Below are 17,402 nucleotides of genomic sequence, written 5' to 3' on the forward strand. Positions count from 1 at the left end.
TAAATGTTTTACAGGAGGTCGCCATGAGTGAGATTATCTATGGATTAACCCATATTCCGGAAATCATCGTTCCCATTTTCAATTCATTGGGCAACTGGGGCTACCTCATCCTGTTCTTGATTACATTCATGGAGACGGGGCTGGTCATCTTCCCTTGGCTGCCTGGTGAGTCGTTGATCTTTGTCGCCGCCTCGTTGGCCGCCATCAGTACCAACTCGATCAGTATCTACGTGCTGGTGCCCGGCTTCTTCCTGGCCGCCTTCATTGGCGATATCGTCAACTACACGATCGGCACGAAACTGATCAAGTGGCCCTGGTTGAAGCGCAAGGTCGAAGGTCCCAAGCTTGACTCGGCCCACGAATTCTTTGATAAACACGGCATCTGGGCGATCATCTTCGGCCGCTTTGTACCGCTCATCCGGACTTTTGTACCCCTAATCTCTGGCACGGCCGGCTTTCGTTTCAGCCACTTCCTCTTAGGCAACGTCATCGGCACTTCTCTGTGGGTCTGCCTGGCCGCCTTCATCGGTTACTTCTTTGGCACAATTCAGTTCGTCAAAGAGCATTACTCCTTGATTCTGTTGGCAATCATCCTTGTCTCTTTACTTCCCGCCGTCTGCATTGCGGTCATCAACTACATCAAGCAGCGGATTATGCGGCGCAACCACATGCTGAAATAAGTGGCTGATTGCTTACTTAAGACGCGCAATGTTAGAATAGTATTGATATTAGCGTGTCTATGAGGAGGATAATATGGCAATTACAGTTTATTTTGTCCGGCACGGCCAGACCTACTTAAATCTCTTTCATCGGATGCAAGGCTGGGCAGATGCCCCGTTGACTGATAAGGGGCGCAGGGATGCCGCACGGGCTGGTGAAGCCTTAAAGAACGTCGACTTCGATTACCTCTTCAGCAGCGACCTGAAGCGCACAGTGGACACGGCCAAGATTCTGTTAGCCCACCACCCATCAACTAAGGTAAAGGCACCGATGCCGGATCCCGCCTTCCGGGAAGTCTTCTTCGGCTACTTCGAAGGTGTCGACACCCAGCAGACGGCACTGATGGTCAGCGCACCTAACTTCCGCAACGACCTGGCCGACGAAATTCGCAAAGCCGGTACGGATCACATTCTGCAACGGATGCACGACGTTGACCCTTACCATGAAGCCGAAAGTCCGGAAGCCTTCTGGAAACGTTTCGGTGCCGGCCTGGATGGCTTGCGGCGCCTGCCCGATGGCAAGACGGTGGTCGTTGTTTGTCACGGGATGGCCATTAACTGCATGGCACACCGTTACGGCAACCAGGAAAGTTCTCTGGTCGGCCCACAGAACGGTTCAATCACTAAATTTACGTTGACTAAAGACAGTACGCACCTTGATTTCTACGACCAGCTGTCTTTACCTGAATAATTGTTAAATTAAAGGGGGAAATTTCATAATATATGGATAATTCCGTTCCTCATAATGAGAAAGTACTACTAATTGGCTTGAACACCGGTCAGGACGACTATGATTATTCGATGGTCGAACTGCGCAAGCTCGCCAAGGCCAACAACATGGAAGTGGTCGGCCGCATTGACCAACCGCTGGACGAGCCCAACGCTGCCACCTATTTTGGGAGCGGCAAGGTTAAGCAGCTGCACGACCTGGTCCAGACCACCGGTGTCACCACAGTAATCGCTAACGACGAATTGTCGCCCAGCCAGTTGAAGAACCTCACCGACCAGATTGGCGTGCGAATCATTGACCGGACCGCCTTGATTTTAGAAATCTTCGCTCAACGGGCCAAGACTAAGGAAGCCAAGCTCCAGGTCCAGATTGCCCAGTTGCAGTACCGTCTGCCACGGCTGCACACGGCATCGAACCAGGTCCTCGACCAACAAACTGGTGCCGGGGCGGGATTTGCCAACCGTGGTTCTGGTGAAACTCAAATCGAATTGGACCGCCGGGTGATCCAGCGGCAAATCTCCCACCTGCGTCAAGAATTGAAGAATGTACAACGTTCGGAACAGGTTAAACGGAGCCAGCGTGACAAGAGTTCGATCCCGACGGCGGCCTTAGTCGGTTACACCAACGCCGGCAAGTCCACCATCATGAACGAGCTGCTGAGCCGCTTTGGCTTGGTCAAGGACAAGCAGGTCTTCACCAAGGATATGCTCTTTGCTACGCTGGACACCAGTGTGCGGCAATTGACTCTTCCCGATCAGAAGCGCTTCCTGCTCAGTGATACGGTTGGTTTCGTCTCTAAGCTGCCGACGCACCTGATTGAAGCCTTCAAGTCCACCCTGCAGGAAGCGGCCAAGGCCGACCTGCTGGTTCAGGTCATCGACTACTCGGACCCGCACCGAGACGAAATGATTAAGACAACTGAACGGACGCTTTCGGAAATCGGCATCGAGAACATTCCGATGATCTACGTCTTCAACAAGGCAGATAAGGTTGACGAGACGGATTACCCAACGATGGAGGGTGATTCACGGGTCATCATCTCCGCAAAGAATCCCGAGTCCATCGACTTCCTCGCCAAGACCATCAAGAACAAGCTCTTCAGCGACTATGTACAAGCCGACCTGCTGGTACCGTTTGCGGACGGTCAGGTGGTTTCCTACCTCAATGAACATACCAACATTCTGGATACCGACTACCAAACCGACGGGACCCGGCTCAAGGTCGAGCTGAGCCCAGAAGACCTGCAGCGGCTGAGCAAGTATGAGGTTCAATAAGACTTACAAAATATAAATGCGCACAAGCGGTTTTACCGCCTGTGCGCATTTTGTTTATTCAGTTTTTATTGATTAATTAGTAGATCAAAGCGTTGCGTGAATGACCGCCGTTAACGATTGTGGCCGTGTCATTCAATGCAATCTGGACCATGTTGCGAACTGAGGTTGACGTGAAGAAGGCCACGTGCGGCGTAACCACAACGTTTGGCATTGCGGCCAGTTCCTTGTAGTCTTCCGGAACATCAGCGGCGTCCACCTTCTTGGCGAAGAAGGTCGTTTCGTCAGCCAACGTGTCCAGACCGGCACCAGCAATTTCGTGGTTCTTCAAAGCGCTGATCAATGCCTGGGTGTCAACTAAGCCCCCACGAGCCACGTTGATCAGGTAGGCCGTCTTCTTCATCTTCTTCAGGGCATCCGCATTGATGATGTTTGCCGTGCTCTTCAGTAATGGCGTGTGCAGGGAAACAATGTCGGACTTCTCCAGGACCGTATCTAAGTCAGCGTAGGTCAGGAATGGTTCCATTTCTGGATCATAGGCAACATCGTAACCAAGAACTTTAGCACCCAAAGCCTTGTAGATCTGAGCCGTTGCACCGCCAATGTGGCCAACACCGACCAAACCAACAGTCAGGTTGTAGATTTCGTTTGAGGCCATGCTTGGTGACCAGCTGAAGTCGTTTTCTTCGTTCATCCGCTGATTGAATTCACCAATCCGCCGCAGCAGGTACATTGCCTGGGTAACACCCATTTCGGCGATTGCCCGTGGTGAGTAGATCGAAACCCGGGTGATGGTCAGGCCGTTTGCCTTGGCACTATCCAAGTCGATCATGTCATAACCGGCCGTCCGGGTACCAATCTGCTTGATACCAAACGAAGCCAGCTTTTCGTATACCTTGGGGCTGCCTAATGAGGTCGTCTGCTGGGTGATCACACCGTCAAAGCCCTTAACTTGGTCGACGGTATCATCATTCAGTTCAGCAGTTGTCATGTGAACTTCATTACCAGTCTTCTGGGCCCAATCTTGTGCATACTGCTTTTCTTGAGCCTTTGTGCCAAACATAATAATTTTCATAAAATAAAACTCCCTTCAACTTACGTGAGCCTCACAATTACTATTATACACGAAGTTAAAGAGAGTTATTATATTTAAGAATTATTTTACAGAAAGAAACGCTTTGGCGAAGGCTTGGTAGAATTCAATGGCCTGGTAGTAAGCATCCAGGTTGCAGTATTCATTCGGTTGGTGAGCGGTGTCCGTCCCCGGCCCCATCTCGATACTGGTGAACTCTTTCTTGGACTGGGTGAATTCCTGCCCGTCGTTGGCCCCGGTGCTGGTGACTGGTTCTGCGTCTATGCCGAATTGGTCGTGAGCCACTTGCTGGGCGAGTTTCAATAACGGTGAGTTAGGATCGCCACCCATTGGGGATTCTGGGAAGGTGTACTTGATGACCAAGTGGACGCCCGGCTGTTGATTCAGCTTTTCCACGATGTCGTTCAACGTGTCATAGATCATGTCATTAGGGTATTCCGGCACGTTCCGGATGTTACCGGCCAACTGGGCTTTTTCGGCTAGCGAGTTGATCTGTTCACCGGCATTGATCTTGGTGATCACATGAGTCAGCTTGCCCAAGATCGGGTCGGCATGGTCAAACTTGGCCAAGGCTGCCTTAGCCTCGTTAGCGAATTCCAGGAGTGGATCGATGGCGTTGAAGCCCTTCTCGGGAGTGGAGCTGTGGGCCGCTTTACCAAAGGACGTGACGTGGTAGTCAATAACCCCTTTGCAAGCGTAGGTAATCTTGTGCAGGTCGTCGTTTGGCTCGGCAACCATCAGGCCATCCAGGTCATCCGCGTAGCCTAGCTTGGTCAACTGGGCCGCACCCATGTTGCCCAATTCTTCACCAACCGTCAGCAGCAACTTGATCTTGCCAGGTAGCTGTTCGCCTTTCTCCAGGATTTCCAGTGCGGCAACGACAATCGCTGCCAGCCCGCTCTTCATGTCGCAGGCGCCCCGGCCGTAAAGCTTGCCGTCCTTGACTACGGGATGGAAGGGATCGGTATCCCACAGCGACAGGTCGCCAGGAGCCACCGTGTCTTCGTGACCAGAGAAGCCCAGTACGCGGTCGCCGTGCCCAATCGTCACTACCAAGTTGTCACGGCCCTGTGAATAGGCAACGTGCTCGATTTTAACATCGTCGCCCTCGTATGGCTTGAAGAGGCTGGCAATGTAGTCAGCGACTTCGCCTTCATTATCATTGACCGAATTGATACTAACGATTTTCTTAAATACTGCTAACTGTTCTTCTTTAGTCATTGTGGGGCCTCCTACTTCTTGTTTTCAATCTGCAGCTTCAATGCTTGTTGGTAAAGCTTGTTCAGCTTGCCACTCTTCCGGTCTTTGCTGATGGCGGCGTTAACCTTCTTCAGCAGTGCCTTGTCGTCTTTTCTTACGGCAACCCGGGTAGCAGCTTCCTTACCGCCTTGCTTGAACTTAACGTTGCTGGCAATGGCGAAGGAGCTTGGATCTTCACTTTCGTAGGCCTTAGCGTTGTCATAGCTGCAGACAATTCCGTCGATCGTGCCGTTCTTCAGTTCCTGTGACAGGGTGTTCAAAGAACTTTCGGTGACCACTTTGGCCTTGCTTTGGTTCTTAGCAGCCTTTTCTTGGGCCGTTGACTGTTGAGCCCCCAGCGTCTGGCCCTTCAAAGCAGCCAAGTTCTTGTACTTATCCTTGTTCTTTGGTGAAACCAGGATGTAGTCGTACTTGCTGGTGTGCGGTTCGTATGGGTCAGAGAAGGAAACCACCTTGGCCCGGTCCTTGGTGTAAGCCATCCCGGCCATGACGATGTCGACCTTCTTGTTTTGCAACTCGTTGATCAAGGATGGGAAGGCCATGTTGACAACCTTAACCTTCTTAACCCCCATTTCCTTAGCGATGTCGTTGGCCAACAGCATGTCATAACCAACGATCTTCTGCTTGCCATTCTTAACGATGGTGAAGTCGTATGGGGCAAAGTCGGCGGACGTCCCAACAACTAACTCTTTCTTGTCTTGAATCTTCTTAACACTTGTGTCGTTTTGTTTCCCACATCCAGCGAGGACGGTAGTTAATCCCAGGGCTAACACAGCGACAGCAGTAACGGCTTTTTTCAGATGTTTAAAATTCATAAGCTTGCTCCTTTTTATTTACTCGTTAACTACAACTGACTGAATCCTTTGTATTGTCGTCGCATAAAATCGCCCCTCTTTGGATGTTTATTCAAATTATGGGTATACTATACACGTTATTTTATGATTATGCAAGTATATTTTGAATTTATTCGATATTTTCTGATATTTGATGAATATTAACTGATTATATACAAAAAAGCTGGAAGGGATACATGATCTCTTCCAGCTTTTCATTTAATTTCGATTTAATTAAACGGTTTGGTTACGGTCTTGCAGGTGCATGCCGTCATCGTCCTTCTCGTCACCAAGCAGTTCCTGGTTGTTGTCCAACTCGGACTTGCCAGCAAAGTGGTGATGTTGCAGCCAAATCATGGCCACTAAGAGCAGGAGGTAGAAGACAACTGCAATGCCGCCCAAGACGCTGTTGCAGAAGGCAACGTAGTGAGTACCTAGTCCACCGGAGATGCCATCACGCAGACCCAAGATTGAGTAGGTCATTGGCAGCCAATAGTGGATGACGTTGTAGAACTTCATCGTAACTTCCATTGGGAAAGTACCACCGGAACCACCTAATTGCAGCATCAGCAGAACCATCGCAACGAACCGGCCTGGGTTGTCGAAGGTCATCGACAGGAACATGACGACGGCCATCGACGCTAAGCCAAACAGGATCAGGGTTCCGAAGAAGGATGGTACGTGGTCGACAGTCAAACCGAGCATCATCATAATGCCACCTTCAGCGATGGCCATGATGGTGATCATCAAACTACCAAGGACAACTTTGCTTGCCCACCATGCAACCGGTGACTTGCCTTGGATGGCAACACGCCGAATTGGGTAGACAAAGTTGAAAATCAAGGCACCGACGTACAGGGCAACGGACAGAACGTATGGTGCTAATGCGTGACCATAGTTTGGTACGTAGCTGTAGCTGTGGCTCTTCAGCTTGCTTGGTTCAGCAAACATCTTGGCCGTCCGGTTGTTGGTCTTGATACCATTAACGGTCTTGGCACCCTTGCCTAAAGCCGTGGCCAGTTGACCAGCACCGGCGTTCAGTTTGGTAATCCCTTGAACCAGTGCAGGTGAGTTGTCAACTAACTGCTGGGTCCCGTTGGCTAATTGGTTAACGCCCGCCGTCAAAGCAGGGATCTTACCATTCAGCTGTCCCAGGGCGCCTGCCAGTTGGCCAGCACCAGAATTCAGGGCACCCGAGTTAGCAGTTAATTGACCGGCACCAGCACCAGCTTGGGCAACCCCAGCCGTGTACTGTCCGATCCCGCCAGCCAAGGTGTTAGCACCAGCAGCGGCACTATCAACACCGTTCGTGTACTGGTGGACACCGTTATTCAACGTGTTGGCACCAGCGGCAATCTGATTCGTGGCACCTTGCAATTGTTGCAGTGCACCAGGCATCTGGCTCAGCATTGGCTTGTAGCCATCCAACGCCTTCAGCAAACCGTTAGCCTGCTGGATCGTCGTGTCAGCGTTGTTCAGGATTGCGCCCATGTTTGACAGCTGACCAAGCTGGCCCTTCATTTCATTTAAAGTGCTACCCAATTGATCAAGGCTACCCAATGCAGTTTTTACATTAGATAACGCACCTGCATTTGCTTGTAATTGTTTAAGAATTTTCCCAGCTGCCGTTCTCGTTGAAGAACTGGCGCTTGGATCACTGGCAATCTGGCCCGCTAAAGTGCCAATTTGAGTCTCACCAGCAGCTACTGTGCTCAAATTATCTTTAACTTGGGCTTTTATATTGCCCATGGAACTATTAGCTTGTTCTAGCTTATCAGCACTTTGTTTTACGCCATTCAATGCAGCCTTAGCTTGGTTCAAACCTTGTTGCAGCTGGCCTAAACCTTGCTGCAGCTGGCCGGCTTGGTTCATGGCATTTGAAATACCACTGAAGTCCAAGTTGCCCAACTGGCCGTTAACGGTTTGGTTCAGCTTGCCGGCACCATCAGCTAGTTGACTGGAGCCATTCCGCAATGATTCTGAATTGCCGCTTAAGGTGTTCAGACCAGCGCTTAATTGACCAGCACCACCGCTTAAGGTTCCGGAATTAGCCATTAACACGTGCAGGCCAGCAGCTAACTGACCAACGCCGCCCGTGTACTGAGCGACACCGTTTGCCAAGGTTGCACTACCGTTAGCCAACTGCTGAGCGCCGGCTGCTAATGGAGCAACCCCCATCCGCAGTGTTTGCACACCGTTGTTGACTTGCGATACACCAGCGACGTATTGGTTCATCCCGTTTTGCAGGGTAATCAGGCCGTTATCCAATTGGTGAGCCCCATTGGAAGCCTGGTTCATGCCCTTGCCTAAGACTTTCAGTTCCTTGAACATCGTCTTGGCATAGGCGTTGGTAACACTGGCACGGACCTTTTCGTTCAGCTTGCTCATGGCAACTTGGCTCATAACGTTACCGATGTAGTTGAGCGATTCGTTGGATGAGTAGTGCAGCTTCATCGTCTTAGGATGCTTGTCCAAAACGGTCGTTGCATCCTTTGAGAAGTCCTTTGGAATGGTGATCACCGTGTAGTATTTTCGGTGGGCCATCCCATCTTTGGCGGTCTTTGCCGAAACAAAGTGCCAATCCAGTTGATTATTGTGCTTCAATTCCTTGACCATCTGATCACCGACAGCCATTTGTTTCCCTTTGTAGTCAACAGGCACATCCTTGTTAACGACTGCCACTGGCAGGTCCTGTGTGCTGCCGTAAGGGTCCCAAACTGATTTCAGGAAGAAGATACTGTATAAGAAAGGAATGAAGCAGATAACAATTGCAGAAAGTAATAATAGCCGGTTGCGCCGGATATGACGGAATTCTGCTTTAATCATTCCCCACATTCTGCATGCCCCCTTTGGTTAAATATCTGTCGCCATCCGATAATGCCTTCACTGCCTGCTTGGCAAAGGTGACGATCTCTTGTTTAGGAACGTTGTAGTTCTTGGTCTGCCACCAGAAGCAGGCGCCCATGAATGCACCGCTGATCGAATAAGCTAACAGTTCTGGATTATTGGAATGCCGGATGAGTTTGCCGATCGTGTCAGTCGGTTGTGCCTTTGACCAATTCAAGGTCACGTCACTCACAATCCGAATTAATTCCGAAAATAGTGTCCGATTCGGTCCACCATCCGCAATGTTGCGGAAAACCTTTTTGTGTTGGTCGATGTAACTGATCCCCGACTCGATCAAGTCAGACTCGGATGACGAACCAGCGATGATCTCCTCCACACGGTTATCAATCAGGTGTTCCAACAGATCATACTTATCATGGAAATAACGATAGAAACTGCTCCGATGCAGCAAAGCTTCTTCGCAAATCTGATCAACTGTCAGATGAGCGAACTGCTGATCTTCAAGCAGGTGTTCCAAGGCATTTTCAAAATCACGAACCGTCCGATTGACCTTCATTTTTCGGCCCCCTTTCCCATGATTCGCCTAAAATTATAGTTCGTTTCGCAATAAGACCAAAGAGCCATACCGAAACATTTAATTAAAAATGAGACATATGTTCTAAAATGGTTCGAATATGTTTTTATTGGATTCCGGAATTGTCCAGCAATAAGAATGCTAAAATAAGGTTGATTAGTATTTCCATTGAAAGGGGTTATTAAAAATGGAAGTCTCACACACTAACTTTGGCAGCTGCCAAGAACGCGACGTGATCAAGTACACATTGACCAACGATCATGGGGTCAGTATCAGCGTGCTGAACTATGGCGGGATTTGGCAAGCTTACACTGTCCCAACCGACAAGGGATCACAGAACCTGCTGCTAAGCGCCAACAGCATCGACGATTATCTGGATGCCGGCTATGCCATCGGCCAAACGATCGGCCCCGTTGCCAACCGGATTGCTGCGGCACAATTTGTGATTGACGGTCACGATTACCAGCTGACGCCCAACGAAGGTCCAAACCTGATCCATGGTGGGAATCGTAGTTGGCGCAAACAATTCTGGGCCGTAGCCACCGAAGTTACGGATGGTGTCGGTAAGATCATCCTCCACCGTCGCTTCACGCCCGTTGACGATGGTTTCCCTGACAATCGGCTCGTTCACGTTGTCTTCAGCCTGCACGCCGACGACAGTGTCAACATTGACTACTATGCCGAAACCGACCAGCCAACGTTGTTCAACCCGACCAACCACACCTACTGGAACTTGGGCGACAGTGACGCCGCAACCATCGAAGACCAGCACCTGCAGCTGAATTCGGACTACCATCTGGCGGTCGGTCAGGGTAAGATCCCAACCGGTCAATTCCTGGCCAACGTCCGCACCCCATACGACTTCAACCGTGGTGCCCGCTTAGGCGATGCCCTGAACAAGATGTTAACGACCCCTGAAAAGGGCTTTGACGACTACTTTGTGGTTCGGCCAAGCAACACTTTTGAAGGCGAACCAATCGCCGTTATGTCAGATCCAAAGTCCGGCCGGCAGATGAAGATGTACTCCGACCGCAACAGTCTGGTTGTCTTCTCCGCTGATGGCCTGCCAAGCAGTGTGAAACTGAACCGGCCTGGTCGTAGTTGGGCTGCCTTGGCATTGGAAGCCCAGTCATTGACGGACGCCATTCACCACCCAAGCTTTGGCGACATTGTGCTCCGTCCAGCTGAACCAAAGCACTACCAGGTTCGTTACGAAATCAAATACTAAAATTAATGCCATGTAAACGTAAAAGCGCCCTGAGCCAGCAAGCTCAGGACGCTTTATTTTGTCTGTACGTTAATTATTGCCGATCTTTGTAGGCAACGTGGGCGATTAAGCCAAAGTCGCCATCAGTCAGGATCGTACTGCCACGCCGGCCGGCAATCTTGTGTGGCCCGCCGGTGACGTAGACGTTGGCCAGGTACAGATGGTACTGACGGTCAGCCGTCCGCACATCCGTTAAACCAACACGGGTGATGTGGCCGACCCGGACCCGGTGCATCTGATTGATCCCGGCATAGATTTCCAAGCGATTCAACACTGTGTCACGGTGTAATTCGAAGTATGGCGTCTGATTCTTGTTCAGGGCGTCCACCGGTTTCTGGGTGGCGTTGTATTCCTCAACAATTTCTTCAGCGTTTTTACCGTCATAATCGGCAACGAAGATCCTCTCTTCGACCAGTTGATCAACCAGGTGACGCAGGTTGCGTTGTTCTTCGTGGTCAATCTCGACCTCCGCCTGAATGACATCCTTATCGGTAAAGAAACCATTGGCCTGGTTGTGCACGAGGGTGTCAGCTGCAGTCGCGCGCCGGCCGTGTTTACCGGTTTCTGCATCCGGAGCTGACCCCGTGATCTTGATCAACCATGGCGATAAGAAATCGTAGCGTGATGTCTTGTCCAAGAAGTAGTACACGAAGTTCAGGTAAAGGTAGTAGGTAATGAAGACTACCGCCAGGCAATACAGAAATGCCCGCATCCACACGTGGTTGGCGAAGAGCCGGTAGGTAACGTAAATCAGGTAGCAATCCCCTAGAAAGGCAACAATCGTGTATAACTTGTTCTTTAACGTGGGCTTGATGTTGAAGTAACCAAGCGAATGGTTGATCATGTCCAGAAAACTAAACACTGTCCTTGCCTCCTTTATTGACCTTGACCGTTACTGCCACCAGTCGTTCCATTACTGCCGCCGCTATTATTGCCATTGGTGGTGCCAGTATTGGTGTTATTTTCGGTGTTAGTACCGTTATTCTTACTACTTTCCGTTGTTGACTGGTTATCGTTGTCGTTTGTGTTTTCGTTGCCCGTGTTCCCCTGATTGTTGTTGTGGTTGGTGGTAGAAGACGAGCTGCTTGAATCATGATCCTGATCATTGTCGTCATGACTAGACGAACTACTGTGATTCTGATCATTAGAATTATCAACGTGCCGATCGCTGGAATCGGTTCTGGTTACACGTGCCCCTTCACTGGTATGAGTGGCCGTGTTGACAACCACGTTGGTTGCACCGAGTGCCAATACCAACGAAACCAAGGCAAAGGGGGTCACAAATGGTGGAATTTTTGCCATATTAAAAGACTCCTTTTGAATACCACTATCATACTATCGCCGCTGACGGATAAAGGTTAAGGATCTCCTAAGATTTTTCCCGCATCCGCTGCATACAATCGGCGCAAATGCCATACAGTTCGAAGCTGTGACCGGTGATCTTAGCCCCCGGCAACTGCTTTTCACAATAGGCCAGCTGATCTGCCGACATCTTAATCTCTTGCACCCGTCCGCAACGCTGGCAGATGAAGTGATGGTGGTGCTGGTAAGCCGGATCACAGCTTAATTTGACCACCATACCGCCGCTGCGCCGGGCAATTTCGACGATCCCCAATTCCTGAAACTCCTTCAGGTTGCGATAGATCGTGTTATGACTCACGCCTGGATAGTATATGCGCATGGCATTATCCACGTCACTGATGGGAACATAGCGCTGCTCGCTGGACTGCATGATCGTAATCAGGCGGTTGCGTTGCTGGGTCCACCGCATGCCATGGGCTTTTGCCATTGTTTTTGCTTTTTCTATTGCATCCATCTTTTCACCTTTGTTGTGCCGCCATTAATTGATCGATCTTCTCGCGGGTGACCTGCCAGTCATCGTTGACAATGACGTGGGCCTTGCCTGCTAATTCGTCGGGCAGGGTCAGATCGCGCTGGTACTCTGCACTATGCAAGCGGGAATGAATGGCCGCCTGCCGATCGCCCCGCGAGTACAGGCGCCTGCTCAAGACCCGTACGTTCGAAACCGTCAGGAAAATGACAACAACTTTCGTGCCCAACTGTTGCTCATAAGTGATCGCACCAGCAGTATCCAAGACGATCACATCATCACGACCGTCCTGCCAGCCGCGTTGCAGGCCTTCCATCGAGGAACCATAGAGGTGGTGGTCATACTCGACTTTCTCCAGCAGGTGCAACTTGTTCATGGACGTCGGCGTTTCAAAGAAGTAGTCCACGCCATTCTGCTCACCGGGGCGGGGCTGTCTGGTCGTATGCGTGATCACCTTCATCATGTGGTATTGCTTGCGCAGGTAGTTGGCCACCGAGGTCTTGCCGGTCCCCGCAGCACCGGTAATCACGTAAACTTTATGCTCTATGCCAGCCATTAGTTCTGATCCGTCAAGTGGGCGTTGACCTGGTCAAGCAACTGTTTGAGGTTGTCGTAGGTTAACTGCTTGCGGGCATCCTCGTAGTTGAACCAGCCGGCATTCTTGATTTCTTCGGCCTGCAAATGTACCGGTTCGGCATCGTCCAAGCAGGCGGTGTACAAAGTCATCTGCTTGTGGTTGCCGTTGGGCAGGTCATATTCGGTGTAAACGTGAAATGACGTGTCGATCGGCGGTTCCAGCTGCGTTTCTTCCCGGATTTCACGGTGAGCCGTTTCCGGCAGCGTCTCATTGCCCTCAACGTGGCCCTTTGGGAAGCCCCAGAAATTTCCTTTATTAGTACTTTGCAATAACAAATATTGAATCTCACCTTGCCGACGCCGATAAACGACCGCGCCACTAGTTACTTCAATTGCCATTTGCAAACACTCCTAACCATTTTCTCATTGATTTTTAATAATATTGCATATATTATTATGTACAACAACCAACATTATACCAAAGGTGATTTGTGATTATGAAATTAAACATTCTAAGGAAAGAAAGTCTGTCACGCTACATGAGTGCGGATCAAAAATTCGTTAAATCCATGTCCGCAATCGACCTGATGACTTTGGGAATCGGTGCCGTCATTGGGACCGGGATCTTTATCCTCCCCGGGACGGTGGCCGCCAACGACGCAGGTCCTGGTGTAATCCTTTCATTCTTAATGGCCGCCGTTGTCTGTGCCTTAGCCGCAATGTGTTATGCCGAATTCTCATCCGCTTTGCCGGTCGCCGGGAGTGCCTACTCATACGGGAACATCATTTTTGGTGAAATCATCGGCTGGGTCCTCGGTTGGGCGCTGGTTTTGGAATACATGCTGGCTGTGTCCTCTGTTTCCACCGGTTGGGCCGCCTACTTCAATTCCTTGATCGGCAGCTTTGGCATTCAGGTGCCCAAAGCCCTGTCTGGACCATTTGATCCGGCTCACGGCACCTACATCAATATCGTTGCTGTCATCATCGTTCTATTGATTGTTTTGATGCTTTCTCACGGGATGCAGTCATCACTGCGGATCAACAACATCGCCGTTGCCATCAAATTGTTGATCATCCTGCTCTTTATCGGGATTGGTCTCTTCTTCATCAAGCCGACCAACTACCACCCATTCATGCCCTTCAAGCTAAGCGGGGTCTTCCGCGGGGCCACGACCGTCTTCTTCGCCTTCCTGGGCTTCGACGCGGTTTCCAGTTCCGCTGCCGAAGTTAAGAACCCGAAGAAAAATATGCCTTTAGGAATCATCGGTACCCTGCTGGTCGCTACCGTTCTCTACATGGGTGTTTCCGCCGTCCTGGTCGGGATGGTTAAGTACACCAAGCTGGATGTCGCCAACCCGGTGGCCTTCGCCTTGAAGTACGTCAACCAGGGCTGGTTAGCCGACCTCTTATCCATTGGGGCCTTGATTGGGATGTTCACGATGATGGTTACCATGATCTACTCCAGTTCCCGGCTGGTCTACTCCCTGGGTCGTGACGGCCTCTTGCCGAAGTTCTTGAGCCAGTTGAATGAAGAAAAAGGCAGCACCCCAGAAGCCGCTCTGTGGGTTGTCGGAATCATCATTGCCGTCATGGGTGGTATGGTTTCATTGGACAACCTGACCAGCCTGGTTAACATCGGGACCCTGCTGGCCTTCACCTTCGTCTCCTTTGGGATCATCCCGCTGCGGCACCGGCACGATATCGGTAACCAAGGTGGCTTCCAAGTGCCTCTTTACCCGGTTTTGCCAATCCTGTCTGGGCTGGCCTGCCTGTGGATGATGTTCCAGTTGAGCAAGCTGACTTACATTGGTGCCGGTATCTGGTTCCTGATCGGCTTAGTCATCTACTTTGCTTACGGCTACCGTCACAGCAAGATGAACGTTAAAAATTAATAGCAAATGCAAAAGCTCCTTCATCCACACTGCGATGAGGGAGCTTTCCTGCTTTTCTGCATGGTTAGTGCGATAATAATATGTATCAACGAAATGAGGTGTCATCATGAAGAATAATCAATTTGCCATTGTCCCGACCGACTTGGCCACCAAAAAGCAAGAGCTCACCCGCCTGCACCTGCTTCAAGACGGTGACCAGGATCTAAGTGCCAAAGATTTGTGGCTGACCTTATTGACCCGAATCAACCCCGACGGTCACACGGCGGCAGCGGACCAGGAATGGAAGAACGGGCTGTTGGCCACACCCGACCTGTCGATTGAGCAGTGGGCCCAATCCAATTCAGCATTGACCACCGACGTCTTCTACCTGGTTGCCTTGCAGTTGCTGCATTTCGAACCGGCCCTGGACTTCGCCATCGACCAGCCAATGGCCGCCATGAAGAAGATCAACCTGCCTTTTGAAGCTCACGATCAATGGGACGTAGGCGCCGTTATTTCTGCCTTCTACCTCCTCTTGAACACTAGCACCAAGAATGGCCAAAACCTGCTCGATCGGTTGACGGTCGCCGGCTTGTTCACCTGGACCTTCGACCTGCCTGCCAGTCAGAAGCCGCTCTTCTTCAACGGTAAACCGATGGCCTGCTTCGATCCCGAAAAGTTCATCCGTGAAGCTGTCTACGTTGAGACCGACATGGACACCGACAATGATGGGCATGCCGACCTAGTCAAAGTCGAAATCACCCGTCCACAAGACACGAACCATGGCTTGAAGGTGCCAGTGGCCTTCACCGCCAGCCCGTACTACCAAGGCACCAACGATCAGTGGGGTGAAAAGATCACCCACCATGTCAACGAAACGATCGACCGCAAAGAGAAGAATGATGTGGCGCCAAGTGAGCCCCACTTCAACCTCGACTTTGACCGGCAGACCGTGAATGGCCACGCCGATCAAGCGACGGAAAGCTTTAGTTATCAACCTAGCTATTCCTTAAACGACTATCTGGCTGCCCGTGGCTATGCCGTAGTCATCTCGGCTGGGATCGGCACTAAGGATTCGGATGGCCTACAGACCTGTGGCTCACCGGAACAAGTTGATTCAATGAAGGCTGTCATCGAGTGGCTGCATGGCGATCGGCGGGCATTTACCGACCGGACGTCTGGCATCGAAGTCAAGGCCAACTGGTGCAACGGCAACGTCGGCATGACCGGCCGTTCCTACCTGGGTACCCTGTCGACTGCGGTGGCCACGACTGGGGTAGCCGGCTTGAAGGCCATTGTCAGTGAAGCGGCCATCTCCAACTGGTACGACTACTACCGGGAAAACGGCCTGGTCATGGCTCCTGGCGGCTTCCAAGGCGAAGACGCGGACGTGCTGGCCGCCGAAACCTTCAGCCGTACCAAGCGGCCTGCCGACTACCGGCGCATTGAATCCACCAACAACGCCTACATGAAGGGCCTGCTGCTGGCACAAGACCGGACGACCGGCAACTACAATGCCTTCTGGGCGCGCCGCAACTACCTGCCGAATGTTGACCACATCAAGTGCGACGTCATGATGGTTCATGGTTTGAACGACTGGAACGTCAAGCCAAGCAACGTCAAGCACCTCTTTGACGCTTTGCAGGAAGTCGACGTCACGAAGAAATTAATCCTGCACCAAGGCCAGCACATCTACATCAACGCCTTCCAGTCACTTGATTTCTCCGCCATGGTCAATCTCTGGTTCGCCAACAAGCTCTGGGGTGTCGCCAACCAAGCCGACGAACTCCTGCCTGACGTGCTGGTCCAAGACAACGCCCATGAACAAACCTGGACCCCTTACCACAACTGGTCCGGCAACCACGAGACGACCCTCAACCTGACCAACAACAGTTTGACGGCCGCCGACGTGCACGACCATGCCCAAGTTGACTACCAAGACCAGCAGGATGACGCCGTCTACAAGGAATGGTGCAAGCATCCAGCCAAGTGGTCCCACGCCCTGCTCAATGACAATGACGGCCACTTCAGCGCGCACTTCCTGACGGCGCCGTTAAAATCCGACTGGCTCCTGCGGGGGATGCCGATGTTAAACGTCCGGATGGCTGCCAGCGTCGACCACGGCATCCTGTCCGCATGGCTGGTTGATCGCGGAACGGACAAGCGGCTCACCACTAGCCCGGTCGTCTTGGGCAAAGGCACCCTGCAAGAGGCCTACCACTACGGCAATGACGACTTAAGAGAGTTCCAGTTCCAAAAAGAAGCCACTCCCGCTAAGACCATCTCTTATGGCCACATCAACCTGCAGAACCGTCACGACGCCTCGACCGTTGACGACCTGAAGCCAGGTGAATTCGTTGACGTTGAGCTGCCGCTGCAGCCGATCTTCCACACTTTAAAGAAGGGCCACCAGTTAGAACTGATCCTCTTCGGGACCGACTATGGGATGACCTTACGCGGCAATGAAGCTATCCGCTACCAGATCGACACCTACAACAGCAGCTTGATCATCCCGGACGACCAGCAATAA

Annotated in this window: 16 protein-coding genes; 6 read left to right on the top strand and 10 right to left on the bottom strand. The window is 51.3% G+C overall.

What is annotated here, in order from left to right:
* Positions 1-23: 23 nt before the first annotated feature.
* The 3 genes from IV45_RS06310 to hflX all read left to right on the top strand — a co-directional run bounded on the left by IV45_RS06310 (position 24) and on the right by hflX (position 2,723).
* Positions 24-680, top strand: a complete 657-nt coding sequence (locus tag IV45_RS06310; RefSeq protein WP_057741663.1) for a VTT domain-containing protein — start codon at positions 24-26, stop codon at positions 678-680.
* A 73-nt stretch (positions 681-753) separates the two neighbouring features.
* Positions 754-1,410, top strand: coding sequence for a histidine phosphatase family protein (locus tag IV45_RS06315; protein ID WP_057741666.1), 657 nt, complete (start codon positions 754-756; stop codon positions 1,408-1,410).
* Positions 1,411-1,442: 32 nt separating this feature from the next.
* Complete coding sequence (gene hflX / locus IV45_RS06320; RefSeq protein ID WP_057741669.1) at positions 1,443-2,723, top strand: GTPase HflX; 1,281 nt, start codon at positions 1,443-1,445, stop codon at positions 2,721-2,723.
* Positions 2,724-2,799: 76 nt separating this feature from the next.
* Here hflX and IV45_RS06325 read toward each other — a convergent pair whose 3' ends face one another.
* The 5 genes from IV45_RS06325 to IV45_RS06345 form a co-directional block, all read right to left on the bottom strand.
* Entirely contained in the window at positions 2,800-3,795 is a 996-nt protein-coding gene (locus tag IV45_RS06325) for a D-2-hydroxyacid dehydrogenase (protein ID WP_057741670.1), read from the bottom strand.
* A gap of 81 nt (positions 3,796-3,876) precedes the next feature.
* A complete protein-coding gene (locus IV45_RS06330) occupies positions 3,877-5,034 on the bottom strand; it encodes an ArgE/DapE family deacylase (protein WP_057741673.1) in 1,158 nt (385 codons plus the stop codon).
* A gap of 11 nt (positions 5,035-5,045) precedes the next feature.
* On the bottom strand, positions 5,046-5,888 hold the full coding sequence (locus IV45_RS06335; protein ID WP_057741675.1) for an ABC transporter substrate-binding protein: 843 nt from the start codon (positions 5,886-5,888) through the stop codon (positions 5,046-5,048).
* A 252-nt stretch (positions 5,889-6,140) separates the two neighbouring features.
* Positions 6,141-8,741, bottom strand: a complete 2,601-nt coding sequence (locus tag IV45_RS06340; protein WP_057741678.1) for a YhgE/Pip domain-containing protein — start codon at positions 8,739-8,741, stop codon at positions 6,141-6,143.
* Positions 8,725-9,309 (bottom strand): TetR/AcrR family transcriptional regulator, encoded by a 585-nt coding sequence (locus IV45_RS06345; protein ID WP_057741681.1) that lies wholly within the window; start codon positions 9,307-9,309, stop codon positions 8,725-8,727. Before IV45_RS06345 ends, IV45_RS06340 begins: the two co-directional genes overlap by 17 nt.
* A gap of 205 nt (positions 9,310-9,514) precedes the next feature.
* Here IV45_RS06345 and IV45_RS06350 point away from each other — a divergent pair, with 205 nt between their 5' ends.
* Positions 9,515-10,555 (top strand): aldose epimerase family protein, encoded by a 1,041-nt coding sequence (locus tag IV45_RS06350; RefSeq protein ID WP_057741685.1) that lies wholly within the window; start codon positions 9,515-9,517, stop codon positions 10,553-10,555.
* 73 nt (positions 10,556-10,628) lie between these two features.
* Here IV45_RS06350 and IV45_RS06355 read toward each other — a convergent pair whose 3' ends face one another.
* The 5 genes from IV45_RS06355 to IV45_RS06375 form a co-directional block, all read right to left on the bottom strand.
* Positions 10,629-11,456 (bottom strand): DUF6681 family protein, encoded by an 828-nt coding sequence (locus IV45_RS06355; RefSeq protein ID WP_057741687.1) that lies wholly within the window; start codon positions 11,454-11,456, stop codon positions 10,629-10,631.
* Positions 11,457-11,470: 14 nt separating this feature from the next.
* Positions 11,471-11,896 (bottom strand): hypothetical protein, encoded by a 426-nt coding sequence (locus tag IV45_RS06360; RefSeq protein WP_057741690.1) that lies wholly within the window; start codon positions 11,894-11,896, stop codon positions 11,471-11,473.
* 67 nt (positions 11,897-11,963) lie between these two features.
* Positions 11,964-12,383 (bottom strand): Fur family transcriptional regulator, encoded by a 420-nt coding sequence (locus IV45_RS06365; protein ID WP_420806391.1) that lies wholly within the window; start codon positions 12,381-12,383, stop codon positions 11,964-11,966.
* A gap of 31 nt (positions 12,384-12,414) precedes the next feature.
* Positions 12,415-12,981, bottom strand: coding sequence for a guanylate kinase (locus IV45_RS06370; RefSeq protein WP_057741697.1), 567 nt, complete (start codon positions 12,979-12,981; stop codon positions 12,415-12,417).
* Positions 12,981-13,400, bottom strand: coding sequence for a bis(5'-nucleosyl)-tetraphosphatase (locus IV45_RS06375; RefSeq protein ID WP_057741699.1), 420 nt, complete (start codon positions 13,398-13,400; stop codon positions 12,981-12,983). Before IV45_RS06375 ends, IV45_RS06370 begins: the two co-directional genes overlap by 1 nt.
* 98 nt (positions 13,401-13,498) lie before the next feature.
* On the opposite strand from IV45_RS06375, the gene IV45_RS06380 reads away from it, so the two are divergent.
* Both IV45_RS06380 and IV45_RS06385 read left to right on the top strand, forming a co-directional pair.
* Positions 13,499-14,893 carry an amino acid permease gene (locus IV45_RS06380; RefSeq protein WP_057741702.1) on the top strand — a complete coding sequence of 465 codons (1,395 nt, stop codon included), beginning with the start codon at positions 13,499-13,501 and terminating at the stop codon, positions 14,891-14,893.
* Positions 14,894-14,999: 106 nt separating this feature from the next.
* On the top strand, positions 15,000-17,402 hold the full coding sequence (locus tag IV45_RS06385) for a Xaa-Pro dipeptidyl-peptidase (RefSeq protein WP_057741704.1): 2,403 nt from the start codon (positions 15,000-15,002) through the stop codon (positions 17,400-17,402).

Origin of the sequence: Limosilactobacillus secaliphilus (genome assembly GCF_001437055.1) — a bacterium.
Classification (GTDB): domain Bacteria; phylum Bacillota; class Bacilli; order Lactobacillales; family Lactobacillaceae; genus Limosilactobacillus; species Limosilactobacillus secaliphilus.